The organism is Candidatus Polarisedimenticolia bacterium (assembly GCA_036001465.1).
GTDB lineage: Bacteria > Acidobacteriota > Polarisedimenticolia > Gp22-AA2 > Gp22-AA2 > Gp22-AA3.
This window is the reverse complement of the sequence record DASYUH010000006.1, coordinates 10945-27116: the sequence shown is the minus strand read 5'-3', so window position 1 is coordinate 27116 and position 16172 is coordinate 10945. Positions and strand designations below refer to the sequence as shown.

Sequence of the window (16172 nt, the reverse complement as noted above, 5' to 3'; positions counted from 1 at the left end):
CGCGGAGGCCCCGGCGGCCGACCTCGAGATGCGGGGGGCGAAGATCCTGATCGAGAGCCTCCTGCGCGAGGGTGTCGACACCATCTTCGGGTACCCGGGCGGCGCCATCCTGCACGTCTACGACGAGCTGGCGCACGCGCGCGACCGGATCGGCCACGTCCTGGTGCGCCACGAGCAGGGAGCCGTGCATGCCGCCGAGGGGTACGCGCGATCGACGGGCAAGGTGGGGGTCGTCATGGTGACGTCGGGGCCCGGCGCCACCAACTGCGTCACCGGGCTGGCCAACGCGCTGATGGACTCGACGCCGATCGTCTGCATCACCGGCCAGGTGCCGACGCACCTGATCGGCAACGACGCCTTCCAGGAGGCGGACGTGGTCGGCATCACGCGCCCCTGCACCAAGTACAACTATCTGGTCAAGGACGTCCGCGACCTGGCGCGGGTGGTCAAGGAGGCGTTCCACATCGCCCGCACCGGGCGCCCCGGCCCGGTGGTCATCGACCTGCCCAAGGACGTCACGGCGGCGAAGACGACGTTCGTCTGGCCGGAGGCGGTCGACCTGCCTTCCTACCGGCCCGCGGGCAAGGGGGATCCCGAGAAGGTCCGGCAGGCGGTCGCCATGATGGTGGCCGCGGAGCGGCCGATCCTGTACGTCGGCGGCGGTGTGGTGAACGCCGACGGCGCCGCGGCGCTGGCGGCCCTGGCCGAGGCCCTCAACCTTCCCGTCACGCCGACCCTGATGGGGCTCGGCGCCTTCCCCAGCGCCCACCCCAACTGCCTCGGCATGCTCGGCATGCACGGCACCTACGCCGCCAACATGGGGGTGTCGAACGCCGATCTCCTGGTCGCCGTCGGAGCGCGCTTCGACGATCGCGTCACCGGGCGGCTGAAGGACTTCGCGCCGCACGCCAGGGTCGTGCACGTCGACGTGGACGCCTCGTCGATCAACAAGAACCGGGTGGTCGAGGTCGGCATCGTCGGCGACGCCAGGAGCGTCCTCGAGCAGATGCTCCTGTGCCTGGATCGCGACATGCGGCTCGAAGGCCCGCCGCCGCGCGAGGCGTGGTGGGCGACGCTGCGCGGCTGGTCGTCGCAGCACCCGTTCCGCTACCGGAGGCGCAGGGACGTCATCATGCCGCAGGCGGTGATCGAGGAGCTGCACCGGCTGACCAAGGGGGACGCCATCGTGACCTCCGACGTCGGGCAGCACCAGATGTGGGTGGCGCAGTACTACGGCTTCAAGCGCCCGCGACAGTGGCTGAACTCGGGCGGGCTGGGGACGATGGGATACGGCTTTCCGGCGGCGATCGGGGCGGCGAAGGCCCATCCAGGCCGGCCGGTCGTCTGCGTCACCGGCGACGGCTCGTTCCAGATGTGCATCCAGGAGATGGCCACCGCCGTCCAGGAGAAGGTGAACGTCAAGGTGGTCGTGATCAACAACAACTACCTCGGCATGGTGCGCCAGTGGCAGGAGCTGTTCTACTCCCGCACCTACAGCGAGGTCGGCATGGAGTGGCTTCCCGACTTCGTCAAGCTGGCGGAGGCGTACCACGCCCGGGGGTTGCGCGCCACGGTGCCCGGGGAGCTGCGGCCGGTCCTCGAGCAGGGGCTTGCGACCCCCGGGCTCGTGGTGCTCGACATGATCGTCTCCCAGGAGGAGAGCGTCTACCCGATGGTCCCGGCCGGGGCGTCGCTGCAGGAGATGGTGCTGGAGCCGCCCGACGACGGCTCCGAGGACCCGGAGCCGAGGGATCTGGCATGAACGGCGAAGGCGGCGCGCGGCACATCCTGTCGATCCTGGTCGAGAACCGCTTCGGCGAGCTCTGCCGCATCGTCGGGCTGTTCTCGGGGCGGGGCTACAACATCGACTCGCTGTGCGTGGCGCCGACCCCCGACCCCGCCTTCTCGCGCATCATCCTGACCACCAACGGGAACGATGCGATCATGGAGCAGATTATCAAGCAGGTCGGCAAGCTCGTGCGCGTCCTCGAAGTTGCCGACCTCAACGAGGTCGATCACGTCGAGCGCGAGATGGCTCTCCTGATCGTCAAGACCAGGAACCCGGCCGAGCGCCAGGAGGTGCTGAACCTGGTCGGCGTGTTCCGCGCCAAGGTGATCGACATCGCCCCCGACGCCATCACCGTCGAGACCACCGGGAGTCAGGACAAGGTGGACGCGCTCCTGGGGCTGCTGAAGCCGCTCGGCATCCAGGACATCGTGCGGACCGGGGCGGTGGCGATCCCGCGGATCAGCGCGGCGCGGGGACGTGACGAGACGAGGGGGCCGGAGCTCGTGGTGCCGGAGGCGGACAGCGCGGTTTGATGCAAAGGAGCACTCGTGGCTGAAGGAAAGCTGAACATCTATTACGACCGGGACGCCGAGCAGGAGCGTCTCGAGGGGAAAAAGATCGCCATCCTGGGATACGGCAGCCAGGGGCACGCGCACGCCCTCAACCTGAAGGACGGGGGTCACCGCGTCGCCGTCGGGCTGCGGCCGGACAGCGCCTCGCGCCAGAAGGCGCAGGCGGCGGGCCTCGAGGTGATGGACACGGCGGAGGCGGCTCGCTGGGGGGACATCGTCATGATGCTGGTCCCCGACGAGCTGGCGCCGGAGACGTACGAGAGGGAGGTCGCGCCGGGGCTCACCAGAGGCAAGAGCTTCGCCGTCGCCCACGGCTTCTCGATCCATTTCAGGAAGATCGTCCCGCCGAAGGACGTGAGCGTGTTCATGGTGGCGCCCAAGGCCCCCGGGCACCAGGTGCGGAACGAGTTCACCAAGGGGACCGGCGTGCCGATGCTCCTGGCGGTGCACCAGGACCCGTCAGGCGACACGAAGGCCGTGGCCCTGGCGTACGCCTGCGCCATCGGCGGCGGCCGCGCGGGCGTCATCGAGACCACGTTCAAGGACGAGACCGAGACCGATCTCTTCGGCGAGCAGGCGGTCCTGTGCGGCGGGTTGACGGCCCTCATCACGGCGGGCTTCGAGACGCTGGTCGAGGCCGGCTACCCGCCGGAGATGGCCTACTTCGAGTGCCTGCACGAGATGAAGCTCATCGTCGATCTGGTCTACGAGGGGGGGATCCAGAACATGCGCTACTCGGTCAGCAACACCGCCGAGTACGGCGACCTGACGCGCGGCCCCCGGATCGTCACCGACGAGACGCGCAAGGTGATGCGTGCGATGCTCGCCGACATCCAGTCGGGGAAGTTCGCCGACGAGTGGATGGCCGAGCACAAGGCCGGCAAGCCGAACTTCAAGAGACTGGAGGGGGCGGGGAAGGAGCACCTCATCGAGCGCGTCGGCGAGAGGCTGCGCGGCATGATGCCGTGGCTCGGCAAGAACCGCCTGGTCGACAGGAGCAGGAACTGATGGGCCAGGATCTGATGGCGGCGGGGCTTCTGGCGTCCCGCCTGCACGCGGGGCGGGAGACCCACTCCCATTGGGTCTGGGTCAACGGCGGGTTCGTGCGCTCGGAGGACTTGCGAGCGCACTACTTCTCCCACGCCCTGCATTACGGCAGCGGCGTGTTCGAGGGGATCCGCTGCTACGAGACCCCGTCCGGCCCGGCGGTCTTCCGCCTGCGCGATCACATGGAGCGCCTGCTGGCCTCGGCGAAGGTCTACGGGCTGGCCCTGGGCTTCGGGGCCGCGGACCTGTGCGCCGCGGCGCTCGAGACGGTGAGGCGGAACGGCGTGACGAACGGGTACATCCGGCCGCTGGCGTTTTTCGGCGAGGGACCGATCCACCTGACACCCGAGAGCCGCTGCCCGACCGAGGTGCTCATCGCCGTGCGCCCGCTCGGCGCCTACCTGGGGGACGACGGCCTGGCGCGCGGCGTCCGGGTCATCCTGTCGTCGTGGAAGAAATTCGATCGCACCATGCTGCCGTCCCACGTGAAAGGGTGCGGCCATTACACGAACTCGATCCTGGCGGCCCAGGAAGCGGCCGGGAAGGGGGCCGTCGAGGCGATCCTGCTGAACGCCGACGGCACGGTGGCCGAGGCGACGGGGGAGAACGTCTTCTTCGTCAAGGACGGCGCGCTGGTCACCAACGACCAGGCCTCCAACATCCTGCCCGGAATCACCCGCGACACGGTCCTGACTCTGGCGGCGGACGGCGGCATCCCCACGACCATCCGGGCCTTCCGGCCCGAGGATCTGTTCGCGGCCGACGAGGTCTTCATGACCGGAACGGCGGCCGAGGTCACGCCGGTCGCGGCGCTCGACGACCGCCCGCTCCCGCATCCCGAGGTCGGCGTCACGGCCCGCCTGCAGCGGGCCTACTTCGACAGCGTGCGCGGGCGGAACCCGCGGCGCGCCACGTGGCTGTCCCATGCCTGAGATCCTGAAGCCGATCCCGGCCCCGGTGCCGGAGTATGACGGCAAGGGGCGCGGCGAGTCGCTCCCCGCGACGGTCGAGATCTACGACACGACGCTGCGCGACGGGGCGCAGTCGGAGGAGATCTCCTACTCGGTCGAGGACAAGCTGAAGATCCTCCGGGCGCTCGACCGCCTCGGCGTGCATTTCGTCGAGGGGGGCTGGCCCGGCGCGAACCCGAAGGACCTGGAATTCTTCGCGCGGGCGGCGGGGGAGCCGCTGGCGCGCGCCCGACTGGTCGCCTTCGGCAGCACGCGCCGGGTGCGCGGGCGCGTCGACAGGGACCAAGGGCTCCTGGCCCTGCTGTCCGCCGGCACGCCGTGGGTGGCCCTGTTCGGCAAGGCATGGGACTATCACGTGCGCGAGGCGCTGCGCACGACGCTCGAAGAGAACCTGGCCATGATCTCCGAGAGCATCCGCTTCCTGAAGGAGGCGGGACGCCAGGTCATCTACGATGCGGAGCACTTCTTCGACGGCTGCCGATCGAACCCCGAATACGCGATCCTGACGATCCTGGCGGCGGCCGAGGCGGGGGCCGACCGGATCGTCCTGTGCGACACGAACGGCGGCGCCTTCCCCGAGCAGGTGCGCTCCGCGACCCTGGTGGCGCGCCACCGGCTGGGGGCGCCCGTGCCGCTCGGCATCCACGCGCACAACGACGGCGAGCTGGCGGTGGCCAACAGCCTGGCGGCCGTGACCGGCGGCGCCCGCCACGTTCAGGGGACGATCAACGGCTACGGAGAGCGCTGCGGCAACGCCAATCTGTGCTCCGTCATCCCGAACCTTGAGCTGAAGAAGGGGCTGTCCTGCCTGCCGCCGGATGGGCTTCAGCGGATCACCGCCACCTCGCGCTACGTCGCCGAGATCGCCAACCGCTCCCCCCAAAGCCACCAGCCATTCGTCGGCCGGAGCGCCTTCGCGCACAAGGCGGGGATCCACGTCAGCGCCATCGAGAGGTCCAGCCGCGCCTACGAGCACATCGACCCGGCCGTCGTCGGCAACACGACGCGCGTCCTGGTCTCCGACCAGATGGGATCGAGCAACGTCCTGAACCGGGCGCGCGCCATCGGCATCGATCTTTCGGGGCGGCCCGAAACCATGCGCGCCCTGGTCGAGCGCGTCAAGGCGCTGGAGTACAGGGGCTTCCAGTTCGAGAGCGCCGAGGGGTCGTTCACCCTCCTGGTCCTCGAGGCCCTGGGGAAGAGGCCGCGCTACTTCGAGCTGGTCGACTACCGGGTCCTCCTGACGGCTTCGGGGGCGCCCGAGGCGACCGTGCGCGTGCGCGTCGGCCAGGAGGAGATCCACGCGGTCAGCCTGGGCGTCGGCCCCGCCCACGCCCTCGACCAGGCGCTGCGCAACGCCCTGGCCGGCGCCTACCCGGAGATCCGCGATCTGCGCCTCATCGATTTCAAGGTGCGCATCCTCGACGGGCACGACGGCACCGCCGCCCGCACCCGCGTGCACGTCGAGATGGGAGACGGCGAGCGGATCTGGGCCACGACCGGCGTCGATCCGAACATCATCGCCGCGACGCTCCACGCCATCGTCGAGAGCTACGAATACGGCCTTCTGCTGCGACGGTCGGCGGGCCTCCTGCCGGCCGGCTCGCTGCAGGCCGGTCCGCCCGGAGCGGAGGCCGGGAGCGAGGCGCAGGTCGGAGGGGCCAGCGCCGGTTCGGGCGAAAACGTCAGCCTCCAGCCGCGCGGCGAAGGGCGCCTGCCGATCGTCATCCTGCACGAGGTCGATCCAGGACGTTCCGAGATCGGAGCCTGAGATCCATGGAACCCAGCCGTGGCCCACGACGTTTAGCCTTACGCCGACCGGGGACCCTCAAGCGTCAGCATGCAGTACGGCGAACGCTCGAGACCTGACCCTCACCCCGCACTTCCCCCCACACAAACTGACGCGCCCGGTCGGCGCCTGTCCGCCCGGGCTACTGGGTCCATCGCGACGACGCTATAGTGCCGTGTGCTTGTCGCCGTCAGCCGCATCGGCGTATATTGACCGACAAGAGGCTTCATCTGAGCCGTGGTAGGAAGATGGCCCGAGTGCACGTACTCATCCTCGTGATGGCCTTAATCGCAGGTCTGTCATGCGAACAGTTTTCGGCCCGCAGGGAAGGTCCGGCCGATTTTCAGACGTATGTCGCTCAGGTGCAAAAGCTCGGCATGACAGAGAGCGCCCAAGGTGACCTGTCCATGGTTGCCAATATCAGGACCGGCGGCACGCTCTTGACCTTCGTCAAGGACGACCTCACCGGCACCTACGAACGAAGTTATATGGGCACAGCCTGCCCGGTTCCTGGTGCCAACCTGGAGCGAGTCAAAGAGTGGCAGACTGAACTACAGAAGCGAGTAGAACGCGACATGCCCATTCTCCGCCAATTAGCCGATCGTGACGCGTCGGGTTTCGTTTCGACCGCTGAAGGTCGGGAATTCAGAGAGCTGTTCGAGTTCGGCTACTTGGCGGCGCAGATTGTGAAGTCCGAGGCTGCGCCAACTTCAGTATTGGCCCGATCCGGGCGCGTGGCCGAGCATGAGGTAGCGGCTCGGGTGGCGGAATACAACAGGCTAGCCAATCGGTTGAACCAATCTTCAGAGTTCACGGTTCCCGTGGTAGAACTGACTGGGTTAGAGGCGCGAGCGGCAGGATCAGGCTAGGCATCTAAGTAGGGACGGCGTCGGCTAACCACCCACTGCAGGCCGACGGCGGGCGGCAGGTACGGGGTTGAAGTCACGAAGGCGTACGCCCGCCGCGGCTGAGCGGGAGCGTTAGATGTTCTGGTCCAATTGATGTGAATGGTCGAATGAGTACACTTCGCACCTGTATCTTCGGCATTCTATTGGGCGCGGTGTCGAGCTTCCTTTGCTTGCCAGACGACGTCTGGGCGTCCGAGGACCCGAATGAACTACTCGCTCAAGGTGCGCAGCCTTCCGAAACACCTTCTGATCGTCGCCACTACTGGCAATCGATGCCGGGCGGCGGGTTTCTCTCGGTCGCCTTTGCCGAACAGGGCAGTCCGGAGAGTCACGACCGGTTGGACGGGTTCAGACTGAGCTGGGGAGGCTGGGAAGAAGATCCCTACAAACGCGGCTTCTCGAGACCCTTCCCGAGCGCTTTCGGCCCATATTTCTGGTTGAGTGAGAGTGATAGCAGCGAGCAAGAGATCTGGACCGCTGGGTTGGGAGGTGACCTCTCATTCTTAACTCTGGGTCCGGTCCGTATATTTAGCAGATTCAGCCTGGGGTCGGCGTACCGCACTAAAGAGCCGGACCACGGCATCGGTGGAGTAGCAGGCCTAGGGCTTGGTTCTGGGCTATGGCTTGGTCCCAAATGGCAAGTAGTTGTTGCGGCAGATAGAGAATTCTATTTTCCAGCACCAGACAGCACGAGGGTTGTCATTGAGCTCCGCTGGTTTAGTGGACGGTTGCCATTTCCGTTGGCAGAATGAAACGATCGATACGACATCTAACTACCGGTTGAAGCCGCCGGATCCGCGCGTCACGCCGCTTGCAGTAAGACGCCAGCGTCGCGCCACGCGCGCCGCAGCTTAGCCGCGGCGTTGGGCAGACCTCGTAGTGGGCAGTCCAAGTAACCGCGGGAGGAAGTGCTTGATTCAAGGGTTGACGCGTCCCGGTCGAATCATTCATGCACTCGTCAGTATGCTCGTCATCGCTGGATGTCGCGGCGAACTCAAGGGGTCCCAGCTTGTTACACCATCTGGCCGGACGTACGAAGTCTTCTCGAAGCAGACCACGGTTGTCAGCGATGGAAGCATCCTCATACTGAAATATCGTGCTTCTGCTGCAAATGACCCGATCGAGTTCAACCGTGCGGCTGATGAGCTCGTAGAGCTACTCAAGCCCGAGGCCGAGCAAGGTGGACAGAGCATGATTGCGATTTTGGCTGTCGTGAGCGGGACTCAGGTCGGTCCGGTGACTCGCATGAAGCACTTTGGAGTCACGTACCGCAAGCAGGCAGACGGTACCTGGCGGAAGTCTGCACCGACGCCGAAATGAGCGCGCTGCCCAACTACCCGCTGCAGCCGCCGGCGGGCGGCATGTGCGCGGTGGTTTCATCGGCGACATGCACCCGCCGCGGCTGAGCGGGAGCGTTGGGCGGACTCAGAGGAGGCATGACATACAGTGGCGATTACCAGGGCGGCCGCGTTCTCAGCTGGGATCGGCTCCATTCTCCTTACAGCATGTGGAGCGCTTACGGGCCCGGATGACCTGATCGTCAGGCAGTGCAAACCGCGCGCATGATGATCGAGGAGAAGAGGGCCGATGCTTCAAGGTACGCGGGAATGCTGTTCGTGAAGGATCTTCCCTCCAGTCTTAGGTTCCAGGGTTGCTCTACGCCTATGTTCACCCGGATCATCTGGACCTCATCTTGGCGCGCAACCCGGACTGGAATGTGGGAGGCCGTATCTGGGCGAAGGACCACCGGCCGCATGAGGACAAGGCAACGCGCTATCCGGAGATCTGCTTTTTCGACTACAACAATGACACCCCAGAGGGTCCAGGCAACATCAACTGAGACCGATCAAGGCGCCCGACAACCCGCTCCAACCGCTGGCGGGCGGCAGGTTGGGTGGCCGCATCACACGGGGTATCCGCCAGCCGCGGCTGACCGGGAGTGTTGGGCGGCGACGAAGAGGACAAGATGACAGGTCGTGGCGTCGAGCTATCGCCGCAAACCTATGCACGGATAGGCGGGGCGCTTTATTTGATCATCATTGCTGCCGGCCTGATGGGTGAGCTGCTCGTCAGGGATAAGCTCGTCGTGCCCGGCGACGCAACGGCCACCCTCGACAACATCAGGTCCTTTGAGTTTCTCTGGCGCCTTGGTATCGCGGCCAACCTGTTTCATCTGGCGTGCTCGGTTGCACTCGCGCTCGTCTTCTATGTGCTGCTGAGGCCCGTCAGTCGGGATCTTGCGCTACTGGCCGTGCTGTTCAATGTGGTCGCAATTACTCTCGAGTCCGCCAGCAAGCTGTTCCTCCTTCCATCCTTGTTCGTATTGGGTAAAGCGTCCTATCTGCAAGCCTTCACGCCAGAACAGCTTCACGTTCTTGCGTATCTCTCTAACAGGTCGCACACGTACGGGTTCAATATCAGCCTCATCTTTTTCGGATTCGAGTGCCTTCTACTTGGGTATCTAATTTTCAAGTCCCAATTTCTGCCCAAGATTCTTGGCATCCTGATGCAAATTGCGGGCGTGAGCTATTTGACGAACAGCTTTGCGCTGCTGCTGGCGCCCACACTCGTGAACATCGCCGTTCTGGTTCCGGCCTTTATCGCGGAACTGTCGCTTGCCCTGTGGCTCCTGGTGAGGGGTGTCAACGTGCAGAAATGGCAGCCGGACTAGGGGGCGTGGTTCGAGCGTGAACGAGTCGCCGCCCAACCAGCTGACCGGAGCTTAGCCGGAGCGTTGGGCGGGCCACCTGCCACGGTGGCAAGATTGGACCATCAAACATCTACGCGGAGCATACGAAATGGCCTCGATCAGATATTTCGTCACGGACGTCGACGCTGCGATAGCTTTTTATACGGAGAAATGTGGGTTTAAGCTCCAACAGAAGATGGGTCCGGCTTTTGCTTACGTTTCAAAGGACGACCTGACGCTGTGGCTCAGTGGGCCGCAGAGTTCAGCTGCTCGCCCTATGCCTGACGGACGACGGCCAGAGCCCGGCGGATGGAACCGGCTCGTTATCGAAGTCAAAGACCTGCCCGCGCGCGTCGCTCAAATGAAACAGGCTGGTGTCCACTTTCGCAATGACATCGTTGTCGGACCCGGGGGTAGGCAGATACTGGCCGAAGACCCGGATGGGAATCCTGTGGAATTGTTTGAGCCTGCTGCCGTGGCTCGCTGAGCGCTACCAAAGCGAGAAAGGGAGTGGCCGCTCGGACACGCGAGGTGTTGGCTGCCCGCCTGGAGCCGCGGTCGTCCAGCGACTTCCGGGCGCAGGGTGACGGTCCCGGCGGTCGCGACGGGAGACCGTTCCGGTGCTGGCTGCACACGTCCGCACGCTCTACCCGGCAGAATCCGCAGAAGACTTCTTGACCTGGGCCACCCGCCAGTCGTATGAGAAGGGACGATGTCGCCGCGCTTCCGGGCCCTCTCGTGGACGGCGGCCGCCTTTCTCGTGGCGGCGGCCGCTGGCGGAGCGCTGCCACGCGGCAGGCGATCCCCCCTGGTGGCCCCCGGACTGATCGGCTACATCTACATCAACGAAGGGACATCGGACCGCAACGTGGCGGCGGCGGGGAACGTCGTCTCGGGGCTGGCGGCGTTCGCCAACGGCTCGCTCGAAGTCCTGCCCGGGTCTCCCTGGAGCACGGGAGGGACGGGGCCGTCCGGGGCGGTGTTCGTGGCGTCGCCGCGCATCGGGATCAGCGCCGCCGGTGGACGGCTGGTCGTCGCGAACTGGGGGAGCGACGACATCGGGGTCTTCACGATCGCCGGGGACGGGGCGCTGCAGGCGGTGCCGGGTTCTCCCTTTGCCTCCGGAGGATCGCGACCCGAGGGGGTCGCCCTCACGCCCGACGGCCGGTTCCTCTTCGTCGGGCATTCCGAGAGCCGCACGATCGTGCCGTTCGCGGTGGACGGCAGCGGGGGCCTTGCCAGGCTCGATCCCGTCGACGTCGAGTCGGCGCCCAACGGCATGACGGTCACGCCGGATGGGCGCTTCCTTCTCGCCACGCTGCCCGCGCTGGGGCGGATCGCCGTCCTGGGAATCGCCCACGACGGCGGGCTGGCGCCGGTTCCGGCCTCCCCCTTCGCGACCGATGCCGGGACCGCGGATGGGATCGCGCTCGGCCGGGGGGGGGCCTCGGCCTACGTCGCCGACGCCGACCCCGCCGGGTTCAAGCTCAGCCTCTATTCCCTGGGTGAGGACGGGGCGCTCCGTTCAACGCCGGGCTCGCCATTCGGCGCCCCTGGCGGGAGCGCCAACATCCTGCACCTCTTCCCCGATGGTGGCCTGCTCGCCGCCACGCTCGTGAACCAGAACCGGATCGCCAGCCTCGTCATCGGGGCCGACGGCAGGCCGGTCCCCGCTCCCGGCTCGCCGTTCCAGAACGCGCCTCTCGGCCTGGCGCCGACCGGCATGGCGTCCGATCCGCTCGGGCGCCTGTTGTACGTCGCGAACGCGCTCTCGGGGACGGTCTCGGTCTTCCGTCCCAATCCGGATGGCCGCCTCGAGGTGGCGGCCGACAGCGTGCGCACGACGGTCAACGGGCTCCCCCTGGCCGGCGTGGCGTTCGCGCCGGCCGGGGATCAAGACCTGGACGGCGTCGAGGCCCCTTCGGACAATTGTCTCGCCGTCGCGAATCCATCCCAGGCGGACGGCGACGGCGACGGACGGGGGGACGCCTGCGACAACTGTCCCGCCGTCGCCAACCCGGGGCAGCGCGATCAGGACGGCGACCGATTGGGGGACGCCTGCGACGACGACCGGGACGGCGACGGGATCGCCGACCTCGCGGACGTCTGCCCCGCCGCCGCCGACCCGGAACAGACCGATGCAGACGGCGACGGCCAGGGCGATCCCTGCGACAACTGCCCCGCGGCACCGAACCCGGGGCAGGAGGACGAAGACGGCGATCGCGAAGGGGACGCCTGCGCCCGGCCGTTCGTCCGCATCGGCCGGCTGTACGTCCTGACCAACGCTCTCCAGAACTCGCTCGCCGCGTGGGAGGTCGACACCCTCGGGAGACTCAGGCGCCTCAAGGGCTCGCCGTTCCCGACCGGTGGCAGCGGGCCGGCCGGCTCGACCTTTTTCGCTCCGCCGCGCCTGGCGCTCGCGCGTCTCGCGCCGCCCACCCTGTTCGCGACCAACGAGGGGAGCCACGACGTCAGCGCCTTCCGCCTGGAGCCCGATGGGACGCCGGTCCTCGCCTCCGGGTTCCCCCGCGAGGTGGGCGGGTTCTCCCCGACGGCGGTGGCGGTGCATCCGAGCGCTCTCTACCTCGCCGTCGGGCTGCAGGGGCGGATTTCCTTCCTGCAGATCCAGTCGTTCAACCTCAACCTGATTCAGATTCCCCGCTCTCCCGCTCCGGTCCCCGGAAGGGTGAGCGGCATGGCGTTCCCGGCGCACGGGGGGTTCATCGAGGTCTCCCTGCCGGACTTCGGCGGGGCGCGGGCTCTGGATTTTCACGAGCCGTTTCCCATCCTCCCCGATTCGCTGGTCGGGAATCCCGGTGGCACGGCGGCCGGCCTGGCGTGGAACGCCTCGGGGAACCGGATGTATCTGGCCAGCTCCTCGAACGGCCCCGCAATCGTCGGGGCGTTCGCCGTCGATCCGAACGGGCGCTCGCGTCCCTTGCTGCGTTCTCCCCTGAGCGGCGGGGGATTGGACTCCAACGGCGTGATCGTGTCGCCCCGGGACCGGTTCCTGTACGTCTCGAACCAGGGGAACAACTCCGTCTCCGGCTTCCGTCTGGACGCGTCCGGCGCCATGGCCGAGATGCGGGGGACGCCGTTCTCCAACGCCCCGCTCGCCCGCGTCCCCGTCGGCATGGCGATCGATTCCCTGGGACGCTTCCTGTTCGCGGCGAACGACGGGTCGAACGGCGTCTCCGTCTTCCGCATCGGGACGGATGGTGCGCTCGAGCCGACCGGCCCCGCCGAGAAGACCGGGGCGACCGGCGGGCGGCCGCTCGGCGGCATCGTGTTCGTCCCCTCGGGGGACGAGGACGGCGACGGCATCGACGCCTACGTCGACAACTGCCAGGGCGTCGCGAACCCGAACCAGGCGGACACCGACGTGGACGGGGCGGGGGACGCCTGCGACACGTGTCCCGCGCTTTCGAACCCCGGGCAGGCGGACTCCGACGGCGACGGAGCCGGCAACGCCTGCGACCCCGATCCCGACGGCGACGGCCTCCTGGCCCCCCTGGACACCTGCCCGCTCGATTTCGATCCGCTGGAAACGGACGCCGATCTCGACCAGGTCGCGGACGTCTGCGATGCGTGCCCGGGGGACCCGATCAACGACGTCGATCGGGACGGGAGCTGCGCCACGATCGACAACTGTCCGAGAATGGCCAACCCGCTGCAGGAGGACATCGACCTGGACCATGTCGGCAACGCCTGCGACAACTGTGTGGCGGTGTACAACCCGGACCAGGCGGACGTGGATCATGCCGACGGCGGGGACGCCTGCCAGAAGGGATTCCAGCAGGAGGGTTTCCTCTACCTCAACGGTCTGTCGCCCCTGAACCAGGCGGCCGGTTTCGAGACCAAGGCGACCGGGACGCTCCTGCCGTTGCCCGGATCCCCCTACCTGACACTCGGATCGGGGAGACAGGACAACCCGCCCCCTTCGTCCGCCCCCGGGCTGGCCTTCGCCCGTCGAGGCGCGCATCTCGTGGCGCTCAATCCGCTCTCACGCTCGGTGACGGTCTTCGATCTCGCCGGCTCCGGGGTTCTCTCACCGGGGATCGGATCCCCCTACGCCGTGCCGCTCGACGAGGCGCTGGGGCTCTCGATCGACCCGGCGGGGGAGACGCTCTACGTCGCCGGCCGCGAGCCGGGGGTTCCCGAGGGGGGGGCCGGCGTCCTGGTGCCGTTCGCCGTGGCGCGATCGGGGAGGCTGACCCCGCTGTCTGTGGCGCCGACCCCGATCGGCGGGGTCCCCGATGGCATGGACCTGGCGCCCGACGGGGCCCTTCTCGCCGTGGCCCTGCCGGACGAAGGGAAGGTGGCGCTCTTCGCCGTCAGGGAGCCGGGGGGGCTCGAGGCGGTCCCCGGATGGCCGGCGGCCGTCGCCGGGATCGAGCGACCGGGGCCGGTCGCTTTCCTGCCGCACGCCGTGCAGCCGGCAGCGCCGCCCGGAGCCCCCGACGCGGGTTGGCTCCTTGCCGTGGGGCAGGCGCCTCCCGGGACGGCGGTGGTGACCCTGGTGGTCGCGGCCCCGGGCGGGCCGCTGGGTGTCTCGTCGCTCGACCTGGGACGGGTGGGGGGGACGCTGGGCATCGCCCCGGACGAGGAGAAGGACCGCCTGTTCGTTTCGCTCCCCGGGATCGACGCGGTGGCGGCGATCGAGGGGGCGGCCGCCGGATCCCCGCGGCTCGCGCCGGGATCTCCGTTCCTTCTCGGCGCTGGCGCCGACTCGCCTGCGGGGCTCGCCCTTGGACCGTCCGGCCGGAGGCTCCACGTGGTCTTCCGCGGCTCGAACACCATCACGACGCTCGGCGTCGCGGACGATGGCCGGCTGATTCCGCCCCAGGTCCCGCCCGTCACAACCGGCATCCTCGCCGCCAATCCGTCCGCCGGGGTCCTGGTCCTCTCCTCCCTCGACGAGGACGGCGACGGGGTGGGCCCGTTCCAGGACAACTGTCCGGCGGATCCGAACCCGGGGCAGGAGGACGGAAACTCCGACGGCGCGGGCGATGCCTGCCAGGTGACGGTGGCGCTCGACCCGATCGTCCCGGCGAGGTTCGCCGCCGCGATCGAGGGGGATCCGGTTCCGGTCCTGGCGGCCGGCGCGCGGGTGGCCGATCCGGACGGCCAGCCTCTGCGGGGGAGGGCGATCCTGGCGACGCGCGAAGAGCGTCTCCTGGTCCTTCTGGAAGCGGCCAGCTCGGAGGCATCGAGCGACGCCGTCGACTGCGGCCGCGGCCTCCCCCTGGAGGAACGTCCGGGAGAGGGGCTGGCGTACCTGAACGCCTCCGTGGGAGAGCCGACGCTCGTCGACCAGGACCTGATCCTGGCGTGCAACGACGGCATCCAGGACTACGAGATCGCGGCCGGCGCCTGCGGCAGCGAAGGGCAGTTCTTCGGGCCGACGCTCCCCCTTCACGGTCTCGGGCAGCCCGCCACGGCCTGCGCCCGCACCATCGTCGATCCGTTCCGTCGATTCAACCTGCGCATCGACTCGATCGAGCCCGCACGCGCCATTCTCGCCGCCGAGCAGGACGTCACCCGGATCAAGGTGGACTACTCGGAGTCGGCGCTGCCGGGTCCGGTCCCTCTGGCGGCGCTCGGAACGGCCCCCGATCCGGGACTCGAGGTGACGCTGTCCCTTTCCGCCACGAACGGCGGGACGCCCGAGGTGTTCGGCCGGCGCGATGTCCTCTGGCGGGGCGAGACGCTCCTGGTATTCGGCCATTCGCCCGTGGCGGCCCGGCCGGACGCCGCCGTCGTCGAGTGCAGCTCCCCCCTGGGTACGGAGGTGGCCCTCGACGGATCCGGGTCGTTCGATCCCGACGGCGGGCCGCTCGAGCACCTGTGGCTCCTGGAGCAAGACCATGGAGACGTGCGCCCGGTTGCCTCCGGGGAGCGCGCCATCGTCCTGCTGTCCCTGGGCCAGCACGGCCTGGTTCACCGCGTGCGCGGGACGGGCGGGCTCATCGACGAGGCCCGCTTCACCGTGACCGTCGCCGACACCCGGCCCCCGGTGGCCGCGGCCGTCGCGCGGCCGCCCGTCCTGTGGCCGCCCGATCATCGGCTCGTTCCGGTGCACATCGACCTCCAGGCGTCCGACACGTGCTCCCCGTCGATCGCCGTACGCCTGGAGAGCGCCACGAGCAGCGAGCCGGACGATGCCCCGGGAGGGGGCGACGGCCGCACGTCCGGGGACGTCCAGGAGGTCGATCCGGGGGACGACCGTGACGTGCTGCTGCGGGCCGAGCGCTCCGCCGCCGGACCGGGACGGGCGTACCGGCTCGGCTACGTGATCACCGACGCGGCGGGGCTCGAAAGCCGGCTTCAGGTTGAAATCACCGTTCCGCGCACCCTCAGGTAGCCCGCGGCCGCGCCACCGGCGAGAGCAGGGTAGAATGGCGTCT

General features: G+C 68.1%; 11 protein-coding genes. All 11 read left to right on the top strand.

Features of this window, described 5'->3' with window-relative positions; genetic code table 11:
• Positions 1-28 precede the first annotated feature (28 nt).
• Positions 29-1762, top strand: coding sequence for a biosynthetic-type acetolactate synthase large subunit (ilvB, locus tag VGV60_00915; protein HEV8699813.1), 1734 nt, complete (start codon positions 29-31; stop codon positions 1760-1762).
• A complete protein-coding gene (gene ilvN / locus VGV60_00910) occupies positions 1759-2322 on the top strand; it encodes an acetolactate synthase small subunit (protein HEV8699812.1) in 564 nt (187 codons plus the stop codon). The genes ilvB and ilvN overlap by 4 nt, the downstream gene beginning before the upstream one ends.
• A gap of 30 nt (positions 2323-2352) precedes the next feature.
• Complete coding sequence (gene ilvC, locus VGV60_00905; GenBank protein HEV8699811.1) at positions 2353-3369, top strand: ketol-acid reductoisomerase; 1017 nt, start codon at positions 2353-2355, stop codon at positions 3367-3369.
• Positions 3369-4340: a branched-chain amino acid transaminase gene (locus tag VGV60_00900; protein ID HEV8699810.1), complete on the top strand. Its 972-nt coding sequence runs from the start codon at positions 3369-3371 to the stop codon at positions 4338-4340. The genes ilvC and VGV60_00900 overlap by 1 nt, the downstream gene beginning before the upstream one ends.
• A complete protein-coding gene (cimA, locus tag VGV60_00895; protein HEV8699809.1) occupies positions 4333-6150 on the top strand; it encodes a citramalate synthase in 1818 nt (605 codons plus the stop codon). The genes VGV60_00900 and cimA overlap by 8 nt, the downstream gene beginning before the upstream one ends.
• Positions 6151-6425: 275 nt before the next feature.
• Complete coding sequence (locus VGV60_00890; protein ID HEV8699808.1) at positions 6426-7037, top strand: hypothetical protein; 612 nt, start codon at positions 6426-6428, stop codon at positions 7035-7037.
• A 951-nt stretch (positions 7038-7988) separates the two neighbouring features.
• Entirely contained in the window at positions 7989-8396 is a 408-nt protein-coding gene (locus tag VGV60_00885; GenBank protein ID HEV8699807.1) for a hypothetical protein, read from the top strand.
• A gap of 331 nt (positions 8397-8727) precedes the next feature.
• Positions 8728-8916 carry a hypothetical protein gene (locus VGV60_00880; protein HEV8699806.1) on the top strand — a complete coding sequence of 63 codons (189 nt, stop codon included), beginning with the start codon at positions 8728-8730 and terminating at the stop codon, positions 8914-8916.
• Positions 8917-9018: 102 nt separating this feature from the next.
• The gene (locus tag VGV60_00875) at positions 9019-9747 is read left to right on the top strand and encodes a DUF4386 domain-containing protein (protein HEV8699805.1); all 729 of its coding nucleotides are present in this window, start codon (positions 9019-9021) and stop codon (positions 9745-9747) included.
• A gap of 127 nt (positions 9748-9874) precedes the next feature.
• Positions 9875-10252, top strand: coding sequence for a VOC family protein (locus VGV60_00870; GenBank protein ID HEV8699804.1), 378 nt, complete (start codon positions 9875-9877; stop codon positions 10250-10252).
• Between the two features lie 225 nt (positions 10253-10477).
• Positions 10478-16129 carry a thrombospondin type 3 repeat-containing protein gene (locus tag VGV60_00865; GenBank protein ID HEV8699803.1) on the top strand — a complete coding sequence of 1884 codons (5652 nt, stop codon included), beginning with the start codon at positions 10478-10480 and terminating at the stop codon, positions 16127-16129.
• Positions 16130-16172: the final 43 nt, after the last annotated feature.